This window comes from Streptomyces sp. NPDC057136 (genome assembly GCF_042670885.1).
GTDB lineage: Bacteria > Actinomycetota > Actinomycetes > Streptomycetales > Streptomycetaceae > Streptomyces.
Window position 1 is genome coordinate 61,467 of the sequence record NZ_JBHUUV010000017.1, and the last position, 15,660, is coordinate 77,126.

General features: G+C 69.6%; 15 protein-coding genes and 1 pseudogene. 3 read left to right on the top strand and 13 right to left on the bottom strand.

Going from position 1 to position 15,660, the window contains the following annotated elements; all coding sequences use genetic code 11:
• Positions 1–254: 254 nt before the first annotated feature.
• Both ACFT7S_RS21095 and leuA read right to left on the bottom strand, forming a co-directional pair.
• Positions 255–932 carry a TerB family tellurite resistance protein gene (locus ACFT7S_RS21095; RefSeq protein WP_382734071.1) on the bottom strand — a complete coding sequence of 226 codons (678 nt, stop codon included), beginning with the start codon at positions 930–932 and terminating at the stop codon, positions 255–257.
• A gap of 226 nt (positions 933–1,158) precedes the next feature.
• Positions 1,159–2,934, bottom strand: coding sequence for a 2-isopropylmalate synthase (gene leuA / locus ACFT7S_RS21100; RefSeq protein ID WP_382734073.1), 1,776 nt, complete (start codon positions 2,932–2,934; stop codon positions 1,159–1,161).
• A gap of 324 nt (positions 2,935–3,258) precedes the next feature.
• Between leuA and ACFT7S_RS21105 the strand changes: the two genes are divergently transcribed.
• Positions 3,259–4,368, top strand: a complete 1,110-nt coding sequence (locus tag ACFT7S_RS21105; RefSeq protein WP_382734075.1) for a M4 family metallopeptidase — start codon at positions 3,259–3,261, stop codon at positions 4,366–4,368.
• 229 nt (positions 4,369–4,597) lie between these two features.
• Positions 4,598–4,864: a protealysin inhibitor emfourin gene (locus ACFT7S_RS21110; RefSeq protein WP_382734078.1), complete on the top strand. Its 267-nt coding sequence runs from the start codon at positions 4,598–4,600 to the stop codon at positions 4,862–4,864.
• Positions 4,865–5,011: 147 nt separating this feature from the next.
• On the opposite strand, the gene era is transcribed toward ACFT7S_RS21110, so the two are convergent.
• The 8 genes and pseudogenes from era to ACFT7S_RS21150 all read right to left on the bottom strand — a co-directional run bounded on the left by era (position 5,012) and on the right by ACFT7S_RS21150 (position 11,643).
• Entirely contained in the window at positions 5,012–5,962 is a 951-nt protein-coding gene (era, locus tag ACFT7S_RS21115) for a GTPase Era (RefSeq protein ID WP_382734080.1), read from the bottom strand.
• 61 nt (positions 5,963–6,023) lie between these two features.
• Positions 6,024–6,539, bottom strand: a pseudogene (locus ACFT7S_RS21120) (DUF916 domain-containing protein); the annotation flags it as partial.
• Positions 6,540–6,848: 309 nt separating this feature from the next.
• Complete coding sequence (locus tag ACFT7S_RS21125; protein WP_382734082.1) at positions 6,849–7,217, bottom strand: cytidine deaminase; 369 nt, start codon at positions 7,215–7,217, stop codon at positions 6,849–6,851.
• 41 nt (positions 7,218–7,258) lie between these two features.
• Positions 7,259–7,612, bottom strand: coding sequence for an MmcQ/YjbR family DNA-binding protein (locus ACFT7S_RS21130; RefSeq protein WP_382734085.1), 354 nt, complete (start codon positions 7,610–7,612; stop codon positions 7,259–7,261).
• A complete protein-coding gene (locus tag ACFT7S_RS21135; RefSeq protein WP_382734088.1) occupies positions 7,609–8,892 on the bottom strand; it encodes a hemolysin family protein in 1,284 nt (427 codons plus the stop codon). The genes ACFT7S_RS21130 and ACFT7S_RS21135 overlap by 4 nt, the downstream gene beginning before the upstream one ends.
• Complete coding sequence (gene ybeY / locus ACFT7S_RS21140) at positions 8,889–9,386, bottom strand: rRNA maturation RNase YbeY (protein WP_382734090.1); 498 nt, start codon at positions 9,384–9,386, stop codon at positions 8,889–8,891. Before ybeY ends, ACFT7S_RS21135 begins: the two co-directional genes overlap by 4 nt.
• 12 nt (positions 9,387–9,398) lie before the next feature.
• Positions 9,399–10,412 carry a PhoH family protein gene (locus tag ACFT7S_RS21145; protein ID WP_382734092.1) on the bottom strand — a complete coding sequence of 338 codons (1,014 nt, stop codon included), beginning with the start codon at positions 10,410–10,412 and terminating at the stop codon, positions 9,399–9,401.
• Positions 10,413–10,539: 127 nt separating this feature from the next.
• A complete protein-coding gene (locus ACFT7S_RS21150; RefSeq protein WP_382734094.1) occupies positions 10,540–11,643 on the bottom strand; it encodes a carbohydrate kinase family protein in 1,104 nt (367 codons plus the stop codon).
• A gap of 323 nt (positions 11,644–11,966) precedes the next feature.
• Between ACFT7S_RS21150 and ACFT7S_RS21155 the strand changes: the two genes are divergently transcribed.
• A complete protein-coding gene (locus tag ACFT7S_RS21155) occupies positions 11,967–13,325 on the top strand; it encodes an MFS transporter (RefSeq protein ID WP_382734097.1) in 1,359 nt (452 codons plus the stop codon).
• Here ACFT7S_RS21155 and ACFT7S_RS21160 read toward each other — a convergent pair.
• The 3 genes from ACFT7S_RS21160 to ACFT7S_RS21170 are packed head-to-tail and all read right to left on the bottom strand — an operon-like array spanning position 13,289 to position 15,600.
• Positions 13,289–14,281, bottom strand: a complete 993-nt coding sequence (locus ACFT7S_RS21160) for an adenosine deaminase (RefSeq protein ID WP_382734100.1) — start codon at positions 14,279–14,281, stop codon at positions 13,289–13,291. The two genes, ACFT7S_RS21155 and ACFT7S_RS21160, sit on opposite strands and share 37 nt — an antisense overlap.
• A 35-nt stretch (positions 14,282–14,316) precedes the next feature.
• Positions 14,317–15,225, bottom strand: coding sequence for a ribonuclease Z (locus ACFT7S_RS21165; protein WP_382734103.1), 909 nt, complete (start codon positions 15,223–15,225; stop codon positions 14,317–14,319).
• Between the two features lie 15 nt (positions 15,226–15,240).
• Positions 15,241–15,600: a histidine triad nucleotide-binding protein gene (locus tag ACFT7S_RS21170; RefSeq protein WP_382734106.1), complete on the bottom strand. Its 360-nt coding sequence runs from the start codon at positions 15,598–15,600 to the stop codon at positions 15,241–15,243.
• Positions 15,601–15,660: the final 60 nt, after the last annotated feature.

The window sequence follows — 15,660 nt, forward strand, 5'->3', positions numbered from 1 at the left end:
CGCCGGACGGGCTTGTCCTTTCAACCCCGCCCGTCACAATCACTCCCGGCCCAGCCAAATCAAGCCCCGCCCGCCACCAACAACCCCGGCCCAGCCAAATCAAGCCCCGCCCGCCACAATCAATCCTCGTCCGTCACAATCAATCCCGGTCCGGCCAAATCAAGCCCGTCCGGCGATTGAGGACGTCTTTTAAGCCCGTCCGGCGCTTGAGGACACCCCTTCCAGCCCGTCCGGCGCTTGAGGACACCTCTCGCCTAGGAAGGCGTGCGCGCCGCAGCCGCCAGCAACCGAGCCGTATCCTCCGCGCACAACGACAACGCACTGCCCACCGTAGCCAGCACCTCCCGCTCAGCCGGACTGTACGGCCCGTCCGCCAGCGCGATCCGGGCCCCCTGAAGCAGCACCGACTCACGCCCCGCCGTGGCCAGATGAGGGGCGAGCGGCTTCAGCACCTCGTGCAGCTCGATCGCGAGCGTCGCCCCGCACGCCTCCGCCGCCGGGTCGGAGCCGGGTCCGTGCCCGGTGTCGGCGGCGAGCACCTCGACGATGACGGAGAGCTTTTCCGCGGTGCAGTCGTCGACCCCGGCGTCGCGCACGGTGGCGACCGCGGTGTCCAGGACCGTACGGGAGCCCGTACCACCCGCCGCGAGGACACCCAGGGTGACGGTGTGCACGGCATCCCGGAGCATCGCGGAGAACCGGGTGGTGGTGGGGTGGTCGAGGGCGTCGGTCGGGAAGTGCTCCCGGCAGACGGCGCATTCCACGACGGGCCCGGCACTGCCGCGCCGCAGCAGCGGCACCCCGAGGACGGCGAAACGGCGGCGCCCGGAGAGGCGCCGGTAGTTGCGGTCGCCCCCGCAGCCGGGGCAGAAGAACTCCCCGTCACCGACGGTGTCCCAGACGGTGCGGATGCCGTAGATACGCAGTCTCATGGCGCGTTGTCCTTTGGCTGACCGCACGTCGCACACCTCCGTAACGCTCCGGCAACATTGCCGTGTTGGACGTGATGTTAGCCACACCCGTGATGCGACGTCAGCATCTCGGATGTCACAACCCTCGGAGATGGCCGAACCCCGCCCACCCTGAGCAGGTGAACGGGGGTCTGAACCCATGAGGTTACGCGGCTTATCGCACGTTCGTCCGCAGGGGAGCCGGACCTTATCGCGTCGCGCGGTTGACCGCGGAAACGACCGCCTTGAGCGAGGCGCGCGTGGTGTTGGCGTCGATACCGATGCCCCACAGCACCTTGCCGTCGATCGCGCACTCGATGTACGAGGCGGCCTGGGCACTCGCACCCTCGCTCATCGTGTGCTCGGTGTAGTCCAGCAGACGGGCATCGATACCGACGGCCTGCAGCGCTTCGAAGAAGGCGGAGATCGGGCCGTTCCCGGTGCCGGTCAGCACGGTGTCCGCACCGTCCACGGTCGCCTCGACGGTGAGCGTGTCCTTGCCGTCGGTGTCGGTCGTGGTCTGGCCGGAGCGGATCTGTACGCGGCCCCAGGCGTTCTCGGGGTTGGGCAGGTACTCGTCCTGGAACGTCGACCAGATCTGCGTCGGCGTGACCTCGCCGCCCTCGGCATCGGTCTTGGCCTGAATGATCCGGGAGAACTCGATCTGCATCCGGCGCGGCAGATCCAGCTTGTGCTCGTTCTTCAGGACGTACGCGATTCCGCCCTTGCCGGACTGCGAGTTGACCCGGATGACGGCCTCGTACGAGCGGCCGACGTCCTTCGGGTCGATCGGCAGGTACGGCACGGCCCACTCGATGTCGTCCACCGTCTTGCCCTGGGCGGCCGCGTCGGCCTCCATGGCGTCGAAGCCCTTCTTGATGGCGTCCTGGTGGGAGCCGGAGAAGGCGGTGTAGACCAGGTCGCCCGCGTAGGGGTGGCGCGGGTGGATCTCCATCTGGTTGCAGTACTCGGACGTACGACGGATCTCGTCGATCTGCGAGAAGTCGATCTGCGGGTCGACGCCCTGCGAGAACAGGTTCATGCCCAGCGTGACCAGGTCGACGTTGCCGGTGCGCTCGCCCTGTCCGAACAGGCAGCCCTCGATCCGGTCCGCGCCCGCCATGATCGCCAGTTCGGCGGCGGCGACGGCGGTGCCGCGGTCGTTGTGCGGGTGGACCGACAGGCAGACGTGCTCGCGGCGGGTCAGGTGGCGCGACATCCACTCGAAGCGGTCCGCGTGCGTGGACGGCGTCGAGCGCTCCACGGTGGCGGGCAGGTTCAGGATGATCTCCCGGCCCGCCTCCGGCTGCCAGACGTCGCAGACGGCCTCGCAGACCTCCAGGGCGAAGTCCAGCTCGGTGTCGGTGAAGATCTCCGGGCTGTACTGGTAGCCGAAGGTCGTCTCCGGGCCGAGGATCTTCTCGGCGTACTCCATCACCAGACGGGTGCCGTCGACGGCAATCTGCTTGATGTCGTCCTTGGAACCGCGGAAGACGACCCGGCGGAAGGTCGGCGCCGTGGCGTTGTACAGGTGCACAGTGGCCCGGTGGGCGCCACGCAGGGACTCCACAGTGCGCTCGATCAGGTCCTCGCGGGCCTGCGTCAGGACGGAGATCGTCACGTCCTCGGGGATGGCGCCCTCTTCGATGATGGAGCGCACGAAGTTGAAGTCGGTGTCACCGGAGGACGGGAAGCCGACCTCGATCTCCTTGTAGCCCATGCGTACGAGCAGATCGAACATCTCGCGCTTGCGGGCCGGGGACATCGGGTCGATCAGTGCCTGGTTGCCGTCGCGCAGGTCGGTGGACAGCCAGCGGGGCGCGCGGGTGATCCGCTGCTCCGGCCACGTGCGGTCGGGGATGTCCACGGCGTCGTACTGGCCGTACTTGTGGACGGGCATCCCGGAGGGCTTCTGGAGCTGCGTGGCGTTGGTGACGGGCGTGGGCCGGCCGACTGCGTTCTCGACGGGGTTTACGGCGGTCATGGCGTAGGGCTCCTCGGAGTCCGGCATGGAGGGGTCCCCCTGCTCTTCAAGAGCTCGGGGGAGGCCGACTGTGTCGCTGCAACACCGGACTCCGCGGGGAGGGGGTCGGCCTACGACTACAGACCCTCGCCGCGGCAGCTAAGAAGGAGCAGCCCGAAACGCATGATGCGGCGAGACTACCCGAGAGGCGCCCGGGGCGCCGGTGCCGTATCAGTATGCGGGACCGGGCCATCGGTAACGGGTGAACAGTGACCTATCACTCTATTTCGTCAATCATCTTCACAACTGGCGACAGCGGCGTCACGCAGTGCCACAGTCTTTGTCATGCAGCCTCGACTCAGCAACGGGCTCAGCCCCGTCTTCTGCACCATCGTGCCGCCCCAGATCCTCGACAAGCTGTCGCAGTCGGACGACCCCCTCCTCTCCGGTCCCGCACGCCGGACCCTGGAGGCCGACGGCGCCAAGCGCGCCCGCCGCCGACTGACCGCCCTGGCCGGCGTCCCCGCTGTCCGGACCACCGCCGGCACTCCCCCCACAACACCGCACCGCACTCTGTACGACTGCCGCCACGGCACCGATCTGCCGGGTCACAAGGTCCGCGACGAGGGCGAGGAGCCCACCCAGGACGCGAGCGTCAACCGCGCGTACGCGGGGCTCGGCGCCACGTTCGAGCTGCTGCACAAGGAGTACGGCCACAGCTCCATCGACGGCAACGGACTGCCGCTCATCGGCTCCGTGCACTACGACGAGCAGTACAACAACGCGTTCTTCGACGGCGAGCAGATGGTGTTCGGCGACGGGGACGGGGAGATCTTCCTCGACTTCACCGTCGCCATCGACGTGATCGCCCACGAGCTGGCGCACGGGCTGACGCAGTACACGGCCAACCTGGTGTACGAGGGCCAGCCGGGCGCACTCAACGAGTCCGTCTCCGACGTCTTCGGCGCGCTGGTGAAGCAGTACTCGCTGGGCCAGAGCGCGCAGGAGGCCGACTGGCTGATCGGCGCGGGACTGCTCGCGCCCCGGGTCAGCGGGGTCGCCCTGCGCTCGATGAAGGCTCCGGGCACGGCGTACGACGACGACGTACTCGGCAAGGACCCGCAGCCCGCGACGATGGACGACTACATCGAGACGGAGGAGGACAACGGCGGGGTCCACCTCAACTCGGGCATCCCCAACCGCGCGTTCTACCTGCTGGCCACCGCACTCGGCGGCAACGCGTGGGAGCGGGCGGGCCGGATCTGGTTCGACGTACTGACAGGCGGCGAGCTGGCATCGGACGCCGACTTCGAGGCCTTCGCCCGGCTGACCGTGACAGCGGCAAAGACCCGGTTCGGCGCGGGCGACGAGGCGGAGGCGGTGGTCAAGGCATGGTCGGAGGTAGGCGTACCGACCCTTTCGAGCCCGCCCGACCCAAGCCCGTCCGGCGCGTGACGGTATCCGGCGCGGACATCCTTTTGAGCCCGCACGGTACTTGACCGCACCTTTCCAGCCCTCCCGGCCACCTCAAGCCCGTCCGGCGATTGAGGACATCCTTTAAGCCCGCCCGGCGATTGAGGGCATCTTTCAAGCCCGTCCGGCGTTTGAGGACACGGCACGACCACACGGCACGACCACACGGCACGACCACATGTCGCGCACCACCAACCCAGGCAGGGGACCCATGCGGATTCAGGTGAGCCGGACCGGCGGATTCGCCGGCATCGCACGCCACCGCGAGGTGGACACCGCGGCCCTGCCCGACGCGGCGGAGTGGGAGGCCCTGGCCGAATCCGCACTCACCACCGGCCGGAGCAAGCCTCCGGCCGGCGTCCCGGACGGCTTCCGCTACCGGATCACCGTCGGCGACCGGACCGTCCACTGCGCGGACCCCGGACTGACCGAGGCCCAGCGCACGCTGATCTCACGCATCCTCAAGGAGGGTGCGTGAGACACGCGTAGCGCTAGAACCTAGAACCCCAGCTTGCGCAGCTGCTTCGGGGACCACTCCCACGGCCGTCCTCGCACCCCTCGGCCCCAGGGGGCCTCAGCGGCTTCGACCGGCTGCGTCGGCCCCCCGGCCGCCGGTCCCCCGGGACTAGAACCCCAGCTTGCGCAGCTGCTTCGGGTCGCGCTGCCAGTCCTTGGCGACCTTGACGTGCAGGTCAAGGTAGACCGGCGTGCCGAGCAGCGCCTCGATGTGCTTGCGCGACTTCGTGCCGACTTCCTTCAGCCGCTTGCCCTGCGGGCCGATGATGATGCCCTTCTGGCTGGGCCGCTCGATGTAGACGTTCGCGTGGATGTCCAGCAGCGGCTTGTCCGCCGGCCGGTCCTCGCGCGGCAGCATCTCCTCGACGACCACCGCGATCGAGTGCGGCAACTCGTCCCGTACGCCTTCCAGCGCGGCCTCGCGGATCAGTTCCGCGACCATGACCATCTCGGGCTCGTCGGTGAGGTCGCCCTCCGGGTAGAGCGGCGGGCTCTCCGGGAGCAGCGGGGCGATCAGGTCGGCCAGCAGCTCCACCTGGTCGCCCTTGACCGCGGAGACCGGGATGATCTCGGCCCACTCGAAGCCGAGCTCCTCGCCGAGGCGGGAGACGGCCAGCAGCTGCTCGGCGAGCGTCTTGGAGTCGACCAGGTCGGTCTTGGTGATAATCGCGATCTTCGGCGTCTTCTTGATGCCCGCGAGTTCCTTGATGATGAACTTGTCGCCGGGGCCCAGCTTCTGGTCGGCGGGCAGGCAGAAGCCGATGACGTCGACCTCGGCCCAGGTGGTCCGCACGACGTCGTTCAGCCGCTCTCCAAGCAGCGTGCGCGGCTTGTGGAGGCCGGGGGTGTCGACCAGGATCAGCTGCGCGTCCTCGCGGTGCACGATGCCGCGCACCGTGTGCCGGGTGGTCTGGGGGCGGTTCGAGGTGATCGCCACCTTCTGACCGACCAGAGCGTTCGTGAGGGTGGACTTGCCCGCGTTGGGGCGGCCCACGAAGCAGGCGAAGCCGGCCCGGTGGGGGGCGTTGTTCTCAAGGGTACGAGCGCTCATGGCGCCCATTCTCCCCGATCGCGGCGGCTGCGGCGTACAACGGGCCGCCGCGGACCTCGTCGCGGACGCCTCAGGAGGGCTGCGGACGGCGCCGACGTGCCCGTATCCACAGGCCCGTACCCGTTCCGACGATCACCAGCAGGACCGCCGCGAACGGCCAGGGCAGCGCGACGTACGAGACCGCGGCCGTCTCGCGGGTGTCCCGCGCACCCGCGGTGAGCTCGATCCTGCCCCATTCCAGTTGGGGCGCGCCGGCCCAGGGTTCCGTCAGCCGGACCTTCTGGCGGGGCAGTAGTTCGGAGGGGATCTTCTTCAGGTCGCGGGCGAGGAGCGTCCGGCCGAAGAGCCCCTCGGCCTTCAGGGCGACCTTGGGGTTGAGCGTGACGTTGCCGCGGTTGTGGAGGGTATACGAGATGACGGCCCGGCTCGTCCCGGTGCCGGGGATCAGCGGCCGGGTGTGCTCGACGGACAGGTCGTCGACGGTGAGGGCGGGCATGGTCGGCCCGTTCACCCGCAGATAGACCCGGGCGCCGACCGCCTTCTGCACGCCGACGGCGACCGCGCCCTGTCCGTCGGCGCCGACTCTGCGCCGGGGCTCGTCGCGGGTGCGGACAGTCTGCGCTGCGTGGAGGGTGTGCGCGGACCGCCCGCGGGCGGGGAGCGCGCCGCACGGAGGGTGGACGGCCGAACGCGGTACGGGGCTGCGGCTCGCGCCCCGGACCCGGCCGCCTGGTGAATCTGACGGTCCGCCGGATGAACTGCTGTTCATTGATGCGCAGCGGGGCAGCGATTGCAAGGGAAAGTCCCTTGATTCTTCAGGGACTCGGGGAGGTTTCACTACTGTCCGGCCGCCCGCACGGGCTCCGTCGAGGAGCCCGCACGGGCGGGACGGCTGTCAGCCGGCCGGAGTGGTGAGCCGCAGTGTGCCGTCGGGGCCCGCGAGCAGTACCGGGGTCTGCGGGCCGCCCAGGTCGCGTACCGCCGCACGGTCCGCGTCCGCAGCGGTCCCGGCCTCGGTGACCACGGCCGCGGCCTCCAGGGACTTCGCGCCGCTCGCCACGGCCATCGCGACCGCGGTCTGCAGGGCGCTGAGCTTCAGCGAGCCGAGGTCGACGGTGCCCGCGACGTACGTACGCCCTGTCTCGTCACGGACGGCGGCGCCCTCGGGCACTCCGTTGCGCGCCCTCGTGGAGCGGGCCAGCGTGATGAGCTTGCGGTCCTCGGCGGCGGGTCCGGTGCTCTGGGGGTCGGTGCTCTCGGTCATGGCCCGAGCATAGGCCAGGGCCATGACCGCGGCCCGGCCGGTCAGGGACGGTCGAGGCGGAGCCGTTCCGACTTCGGCAGGCCCGCCACCACGAGGTCGTAGGAGTCCTCGATCAGCTCGCGGACCATCCCGTCGGGGAGACCGGAAACCGTCACGGTGTTCCAGTGGCGCTTGTTCATGTGCCAGCCCGGAGCGATCGCGGCGTGCTCCTCGCGGAGCCGGATCGCGTCGTCCGGGTCGCACTTCAGATTCACCGTCAGGGGGCGGGCGTCCAGCACGCTGAGCGCGAACATCTTGCCGAGCACCTTGAAGACCGAGGCCTCGGGCCCGAACGGGAATTCCTCCACGCTCGCGTTGAATTCCAGGCAGAACGCCCTCAGTTCCTGCGGCGTCATCGGGTCTCCGCCTCCTCCGGTTCCGCGAGCACCGTGACGATCTTGTTCCGGCGGCCCGCCGGGGACTCGGCGGTCAGCCGGAGCCTGCGGCCGTCGGGAAGGTCCACCACGGACGAGGCGCCCGCGATCGGGACCCGGCCGAGCGCCTTGGCGAGGAGGCCGCCGACCGTCTCGACGTCCTCGTCGTCGTACTCGTCGAGGCCGAACAGCTCCCCGAGGTCGCCGATGTCGAGCCTGGCCGTGACCCGGAAGCTGCCGTTCTCCAGTGCCTGGACCGGCGGCAGCTCGCGGTCGTACTCGTCGGTGATCTCGCCGACGATCTCCTCGAGGATGTCCTCGATGGTGACGATGCCCGCTGTGCCGCCGTACTCGTCGATGACGACGGCGACGTGGCTGCGGTCCTGCTGCATCTCGCGCAGCAGATCACCGGCGTTCTTCGTGTCCGGCACGAACGCGGCAGGGCGCATCGCCGTGGAGACCAGATCGGCCTCAGACTCCCGGTTGATGTGCGTCTTGCGGACCAGGTCCTTCAGATACACGATGCCGACGATGTCGTCCTCGTTCTCCCCGGTCACCGGGATGCGCGAGAAGCCCGAGCGCAGCGCCAGCGTCAGTGCCTGGCGGATCGTCTTGTAGCGCTCGATGCAGACCAGGTCCGTGCGCGGCACCATCACCTCACGTACGAGCGTGTCGCCGAGCTCGAAGACCGAGTGCACCATGCGGCGTTCGTCGTCCTCGATCAGTGATTCCTGCTCGGCCAGGTCGACCATGGCGCGCAGCTCGGCCTCGCTGGCGAACGGCCCCTTGCGGAAGCCCTTGCCGGGCGTCAGCGCGTTGCCGAGGAGGATCAGCAGTTGCGGGATCGGGCCCATGATCCTGGCCAGCGGCAACAGGACGTACGCCGCGGCCGTCGCCGTGTTCAGCGGGTGCTGGCGTCCGATGGTGCGCGGGGAGACCCCGATGGCGACGTACGAGACGAGGACCATGACGCCCATCGCCACGGCCAGCGCCTCCCAGGTCTCCGGGAATTCCTTCAGGCAGGCGTACGTGACGAGCACCCCGGCCGACATCTCGCAGGCGACCCGCACCAGCAGGGCGACATTGAGATAGCGGGTCGGGTCGGCCGCGACCTGTTCCAGCTTGGCGCTGCCGCGCCGCCCGGCCCGGACCGCCTCGGCGGCCCGGAAGCTCGACGTACGGGCGATGCCCGCCTCGGCGCAGGCCGCGAGCCAGCCGACGACGACCAGCAGGACGGCACCGGAAATGAGGGGCATGCTCACGAGACGGTGGGGGCCGGAGAGGGACCCGTCATCCCGCGCTCACCGCGCCAGCCGTCGACGATCGCCGCCTGGAGGCCGAACATCTCGGCCTTCTCGTTCGGCTCCTCGTGGTCGTAGCCCAGGAGGTGCAGCACACCGTGGACGGTGAGGAGCTGAAGCTCCTCGTCCATGGAGTGCCCCGTCTCCGCCTCCTCGCCCTGCCGCTTCGCGACCTCCGGGCAGAGCACGATGTCACCGAGGAGCCCCTGCGGGGGCTCCTCGTCGTCCTTGACCGGCGGACGCAGCTCGTCCATCGGGAAGGACATGACATCCGTCGGGCCGGGAAGGTCCATCCACTGGATGTGGAGCTGCTCCATGGCGTCGCTGTCCACCACGATCACCGAGAGCTCGGAAAGCGCGTGGATGCGCATCCGTGCCAGTGCGTAGCGGGCGATGTCGAGGATCGCCTGCTCGTCGACCTCGGTTCCGGACTCGTTGTTGACGTCGATCGACATGGTGCGCTGTGACTACTTCCCGTTGGGGCTTTCTCGGCTGTCGTACTTCTCGTACGCGTCGACGATACGGCCGACCAGCTTGTGCCGGACCACATCCTCGGAGGTGAGCCGGGAGAAGTGGACGTCCTTGATGCCGTCAAGGATGTCCTGGACCTGACGCAGACCGCTCTTGGTGCCGCTCGGCAGGTCGACCTGGGTGACGTCGCCGGTGACGACGATCTTCGAGTCGAAGCCGAGCCGGGTCAGGAACATCTTCATCTGCTCGGCGCTGGTGTTCTGCGCCTCGTCGAGAATGATGAAAGCGTCATTCAGGGTTCTTCCACGCATGTATGCCAGCGGCGCCACCTCGATCGTGCCCGCCGCCATCAGCCGCGGGATCGAGTCGGGGTCGAGCATGTCGTGCAGTGCGTCGTAGAGCGGGCGCAGATACGGGTCGATCTTGTCGAAGAGCGTGCCGGGCAGGAAGCCGAGCCGCTCTCCCGCCTCGACGGCGGGCCGGGTCAGGATGATCCGGCTGACCTGCTTGGACTGGAGCGCCTGGACCGCCTTCGCCATGGCGAGATAGGTCTTGCCGGTGCCCGCGGGGCCGATACTGAAGACGATCGTGTGCTTGTCGATCGCGTCGACGTACCGCTTCTGGTTGAGGGTCTTGGGGCGGATGGTGCGGCCGCGACTGGACAAAATGTTCTGGGTGAGTACGTCAGCGGGGGTCTCGGACCCGTCCCCGCCGCCGTTCTCGCTCGCCCTGAGCATGGCGATCGAGCGTTCCACTGCGTCCTCCGTCATCGGCAGACCGGTGCGGAGCACCAGCACCATCTCGTCGAACAGGCGCTGGATCAGGGTGACTTCCGATGCATCCCCGATAGCGCTGATTTCGTTGCCCCGGACGTGGATGTCGACTGCCGGGAATGCCGTTTCGATCACGCGCAGCAGCGAGTCACCCGATCCCAGGAGCATCACCATGGGGTGTGCGGCCGGAATCCTGATCTGGGCACGCGCCTGCGGCTGTGTGGGTGTCTGAGTCATGGGCCGGCCCTCGGGCCTGCACATACCTCCCGTTGCAGGGTTCTCGCTGCTCGACAACCTCTGGATCACCAAGCCTACGACTCCGCACTGACAACACCGAGGGATTTTCGAAGCCCGTGCTACTGCCCTATTGCCGGAAGCCGATCGTCGGTACGGCGCGGCGCAGCGGCCAGGAGCGGGTCGCGGCCGGCAGCAGGTCCTCCAGGAAGGCGTACCGCTCCAAGGCCGCCGGGTCCTGCTCGGCGTGGGTGTGCACCTGCTGCCACCAGGCGGCGATCTCCGACCAGCCGGGGGCGGACAGCGAGCCGCCGAACTCCTGCACGGAGAGTGCCGCGGTGAGCCCGGCGAAGGCCAGGCGGTCGGCGAGGGGCCAGTCCGCCAGCGTGCCGGTGACGAAGCCGGCGACGAAGACGTCGCCCGCCCCCGTCGGGTCGAGGGCCTCCACCTCGATGGCGGGCACTTCGGCGGCGGTGCCGGTCGTCCGGTCGACCGCGTAGGCGCCTTCCGCCCCGAGGGTGACCACGGCGAGGGGCACCCGCTCGGCCAGGGCGTGGGCAGCCGCGCGCGGGCAGTCGGTCCGGGTGTAGCGCATCGCTTCCTCTGCGTTGGGGAGGAAGGCCGCGCAGTGTGCGAGGTCGGGCAGGGCGTCCAGGTCCCAGCGGCCGGTCTCGTCCCAGCCGACGTCGGCGAAGATCAGGGCGCCGTTGCGTGCAGCGGTGGCCACCCAGGGCTCGCTGCGGCCAGGGACCAGGGAGGCGACAGCGGCACGGGCACGCGGCGGGCAGTGCGGGAACGTCCGGCCGGGGACGGTGTCCCTCGCGGGAGCGGGGGCCTCGTGGCCGTGCGAGACCATGGTGCGTTCGCCCTCGTACGCCATGGAGACGGTGACGGGCGAGTGCCAGCCGGGCACGGTGTACGACATCGACAGGTCGATGCCCTCGCCCTGTTCGAGGGCGTCCCGGCAGTACTCCCCGTAGTGGTCGTCGCCGAAGGCCGCGGCCATCGAGGTGCGCAGGCCGAGCCGGGCGAGTGCGGTGGCCATGTTGGCGACGCCGCCGGGGCTCGATCCCATGCCGCGCGCCCAGGACTCCGTACCGCGCACGGGGGCGCTGTCCAGGCCGGTGAAGATGATGTCGAGGAAGACCGTGCCCGTCAGGAAGACGTCGCATGCCGGGTCCTGCGGGACCCGCAGTCCCACGAGCGGGTCGATGCCTGTGCTGCCTGTGCTCACCGTGCGCTCCCGGTCGTGCGAGATCTGAACAGTGCGAGATCCGGCCAGTCTGCCTGATCCGCCTCCGCATCCGGGGCCGCACGCCGCACACAGTCGCCCTGACCTGCGCAAACGTGCGCTACTACCCGAGCCTCACAACTGCAAACACAAAAGTGACCCAGATCACACCTTGGCGACTTTCGGTCGGGTCTTCGCACTTGATACAAATTGCCCGCGAGCACCGTTGGGGACAGTTCCTGACGAGTGCCCCGACTCCCCCTTTTTTCCCGCCGTACCCTCCCCTGCCTTCTTCTGCCTCTTCTGGCATGTCTTCAGGAACGCCCATGTCCCCGCGCCCGCGCGCCGCGTGGCCCTTGGTCGCCGTGTTCACCGCCGGTTACCTCGCCGCCTATCTGCTCCCCACCATCGTCGGCCGGCTCAGCACCTATCTGGGCCTCGGTTCGGCCCAGGCCGGTCTGGTCGGCAGCGCCCTCCTGCTGAGCTCCGCCTCCGCCGGCTTCACACTGGCGGGCCGCGTCGAGCGGTACGGGGCGCGGAGACCGGCGCGTATCGGACTGGTACTGGCCATCTTGGGCTACGGCTGCGCCGCGTCGGCCGGGTCCGTACCCCTGGTGGTCCTGGGTGTGGTCATCGGCGGCTTCGGCTCCGGTACGGCGACCGCCGTCGCCGCTGCGGGCATCGCCGCGCAGAGCGATCCGCACCGGACCTCGTCCCTGGGGCTGCTCAGCGTGTCCGCGACCGCAGGCGCCCTGTATCTGACGATCCCGCACCTCGGCGGCGGCCACCGGCTGCCGTTCGCCGCGATCGCGCTCGTCGCGCTGCTCGTCTGGCCCGCCACCTCGCGCCTGGGCGCTCCCGGGCCCGTGGAGTCCGCGGTCCCGGTGTCCGGGCGGCTTCCGCACCGCCGTTCCGGTCTGGTGCTGGCGGGCGGCATGCTCGTCTGGTCCATGGCACAGAACGCCCTGTGGGGCGTGAGCAGCCGGATCGGTGTCGTGCAGGTGGGGCTCTCCGAGGTCACCGTCGGCGCGGTGTTCGCCGCCGCGCTGGGGGCGGGGCTCCTCGGAGTGATGGGAGCCGGACTGCTCGGGGCCCGGCTCGGCCGGGCCGTACCGATCGGCCTCGGCACGATGATCATCGCCGGGAGCATCGTGCTCAGCTCCTCGGCCGGGAGCCTCGGTTCGTTCGCGACCGGGGAGATCATGTGGAACGCCTTCTACCCGGTGGTGCTGTCATATCTGATCGGCCTGGCCGCGTCGCTCGACGTACGGGGCCGCTGGGCGGTCCTCGCGGGCTCCGCCTCGTCCGTCGGGGTGGCCTGCGGGCCGGTGCTCGGCAGTGTGCTGTCCGAGGCGGCGGGTTACGCGGTGATGGGCCTGATCCTGGGGGCCGTCACGCTCCTGGTCGCGGCGCCCGTGACCGCTGTCGCCCTGCACACCGGTGGCCGTCCGCTGGTGCCCGGTTCGGTCCGCCGCAGGGGTGGCGCCCCTGCCGCCCTCCTCGCCGCCATCACCGGTTCCCTCCCGGGCGCCGTGCCCAAGCTGGGCTCACCGGAGCAGGCCGTCACGGAACTGGCCGTTCCCGCGCTGCGCCGCAGGCGCCTCGGCAGGAACGCGTTCCGGACGGCCGGTCCGGCGGGCGGGTCCGGTCAGTCGAACGCGTACGCCTCGACCTCGGAGAGGTAACGCGCCCTGCGCTCCTCGTCGTGGTCGAGGAAGGCCGCCTCGAAGGAGTTGCGGGCCAGTGTGCGCAGCTGCTCGTTGTCCAGGCCGAGTGCCTCGTGAACGGCGTGGAAGGTGTCTCCGACGTATCCGCCGAAGTAGGCCGGGTCGTCGGAGTTCACCGTGCAGAGCAGTCCGGCGTCCATCATGGCCCGCAGGGGGTGCTCCTCCAGGATGTCGATGGCGCGCAGCCGTACATTGGACAGCGGGCAGAGCGTCAGCGGTACGCGGTCCGTGACCAGCCTCTTCACCAGGTCCGGGTCCTCCATGCAGCGCAGCCCGTGATCGATGCGCTCGACGCCGAGGACGTCCAGGGCCTCCAGGATGTACGCGGGCGGGCCCTCCTCGCCCGCGTGGGCGACCTTGCGCAGTCCGAGGGCGCCGGCCGCCTCGTACACCTCGCGGAATTTCGCCGGCGGGTGGCCGACCTCGGCGGAGTCGAGGCCGACGGCACTGATCCGGTGCAGATGCGGCTTCGCCGCCTCCAGGGTCTCCAGCGCCGATTCGGCCGACTGGTCGCGCAGGAAGCACATGATCAGCTGGGTGGAGATGCCGTGCGTCTCCTCGCTGCGGTCCAGGGCCCGGCCGAGTCCTTCGACGACGGTGCCGATCGGGACACCGCGGGCGGTATGGGCCTGCGGGTCGAAGAAGATCTCCGCGTGGCGGACCCCCTGGGCCGCGGCGCGGGTGAGGTAGGCGTTCGCGAGGTCCTCGAAGTCCTCCTCGGTGCGCAGCACGGCCATCAGCGCGTAGTAGAGGTCGAGGAAGGTCTGGAGATCGTCGAAGAGGTAGGCGGTGCGCAGCTCTTCGGTGTCGGCGAAGGGCAGCGTCACCCCGTTTCGTCCGGCGAGTGCGAAGGCCAGCTCGGGTTCGAGGGTGCCTTCGATGTGGAGGTGGAGTTCTGCCTTGGGGAGGTGCACGTTGTCTCGCTCACGAATGGTGGTGCTGGTGTGTTTCAGAGGTGCCTGGTGGGCATGGGGACCCGCATCAGGTCCTGGGCGACGGTCAGTTCGCCCTCGAACCCCACAGCCCGGGCCTGGTCCTCGAAGACGCCCGGGTCGTTGTACCGCTGCGAGAAGTGGGTCAGCACGAGGTGCCGTACGCCCGCTTCCGCCGCCACCCGGGCGGCCTGCCCGGCGGTCAGATGGCCGTGGTCGGTGGCGAGCCGCTCGTCCTCGTCGAGGAAGGTCGACTCGATGACGAGCATGTCGCAGCCCTCGGCGAGCGCGTACACGCCGTCGCACAGTCGCGTGTCCATGATGAACGCGAACCGCTGTCCCCGTCTGCGCTCGGAGACCTCGTCGAGCGTGACCCCGCCGAGGGAGCCCTCGCGCTGGATGCGGCCGACGTCCGGACCCTTGATGCCGTGCTCGGCGAGTTTCGCGGAGAGCATGCGCCGCCCGTCGGGCTCGGTCAGCCGGTAGCCGTAGGACTCGACGGGGTGCGAGAGCCGGTGGCTGTCCAGGGTGTACGCGTCCGTGGTGGCGATCGGCCCGTCGGCGGCGACGGGCGCCTCGGTCAGCTGCACGGACTCGCGGTAGGCGGTCGCGTACCGCAGCCGCTCGAAGAAGTGCTGTCCGCTCGCCGGGTAGTGCGCGGTGACGGGGTGCGGGACCTGGTCGAGGTTGATGCGCTGGATCACCCCGGCCAGTCCGAGCGAGTGGTCCCCGTGGAAGTGCGTGACGCAGATCCGGTTGATGTCGTGCGCGGCGACTCCGCCCCGCAGCATCTGGCGCTGGGTGCCCTCGCCGGGGTCGAAGAGGATGCCCTCGCCGTCCCACCGGAGCAGATAGCCGTTGTGGTTACGGTGCCGGGTAGGGACCTGGCTCGCGGTGCCGAGGACGACCAGTTCGCGTACGGACATCGGTTGAGTAGCTCGCTATCCGGGGGGCCACTGGAGTCCGCGTCCGCCCAGGAGGTGGGCGTGCGCGTGGAACACGGTCTGTCCCGCACCGGAACCGGTGTTGAGGACGATGCGGTATCCGCTGTCCACGATCTTCTCGTCGGCGGCGACCACACCGGCCTCGCGCAGCACGTCGGCGGCGATCTCCGGCTCGGCGGCGGCGAGCGAGGCGGCGTCCCTGTAGTGCACCTTCGGGATGACCAGGATGTGCGTCGGGGCCTGCGGGTTGATGTCGCGGAAGGCGACGGTGGTGTCGCTCTCGCGGACGATGGTCGCCGGGATGTCTCCCGTGACGATCTTGCAGAACAGGCAGTCGGGCTGCGGCTCTCCCGCCATGGCACGGCCTCCTCGGTCGCTGGTGATCAGTACGTGGGCATGCTATCCGGCCGGACCGGC

Excerpts from the sequence above, each read along its gene's own strand:
- ACFT7S_RS21095 (WP_382734071.1), bottom strand. The coding sequence starts at position 932 with ATGAGACTGCGTATCTACGGCATCCGCACCGTCTGGGACACCGTCGGT.
- leuA (WP_382734073.1), bottom strand. The coding sequence starts at position 2,934 with ATGACCGCCGTAAACCCCGTCGAGAACGCAGTCGGCCGGCCCACGCCC.
- ACFT7S_RS21105 (WP_382734075.1), top strand. The coding sequence starts at position 3,259 with ATGCAGCCTCGACTCAGCAACGGGCTCAGCCCCGTCTTCTGCACCATC.
- ACFT7S_RS21110 (WP_382734078.1), top strand. The coding sequence starts at position 4,598 with ATGCGGATTCAGGTGAGCCGGACCGGCGGATTCGCCGGCATCGCACGC.
- era (WP_382734080.1), bottom strand. The coding sequence starts at position 5,962 with ATGGGCGCCATGAGCGCTCGTACCCTTGAGAACAACGCCCCCCACCGG.
- ACFT7S_RS21125 (WP_382734082.1), bottom strand. The coding sequence starts at position 7,217 with ATGACCGAGAGCACCGACCCCCAGAGCACCGGACCCGCCGCCGAGGAC.
- ACFT7S_RS21130 (WP_382734085.1), bottom strand. The coding sequence starts at position 7,612 with ATGACGCCGCAGGAACTGAGGGCGTTCTGCCTGGAATTCAACGCGAGC.
- ybeY (WP_382734090.1), bottom strand. The coding sequence starts at position 9,386 with ATGTCGATCGACGTCAACAACGAGTCCGGAACCGAGGTCGACGAGCAG.
- ACFT7S_RS21145 (WP_382734092.1), bottom strand. The coding sequence starts at position 10,412 with ATGACTCAGACACCCACACAGCCGCAGGCGCGTGCCCAGATCAGGATT.
- ACFT7S_RS21155 (WP_382734097.1), top strand. The coding sequence starts at position 11,967 with ATGTCCCCGCGCCCGCGCGCCGCGTGGCCCTTGGTCGCCGTGTTCACC.
- ACFT7S_RS21165 (WP_382734103.1), bottom strand. The coding sequence starts at position 15,225 with ATGTCCGTACGCGAACTGGTCGTCCTCGGCACCGCGAGCCAGGTCCCT.
- ACFT7S_RS21170 (WP_382734106.1), bottom strand. The coding sequence starts at position 15,600 with ATGGCGGGAGAGCCGCAGCCCGACTGCCTGTTCTGCAAGATCGTCACG.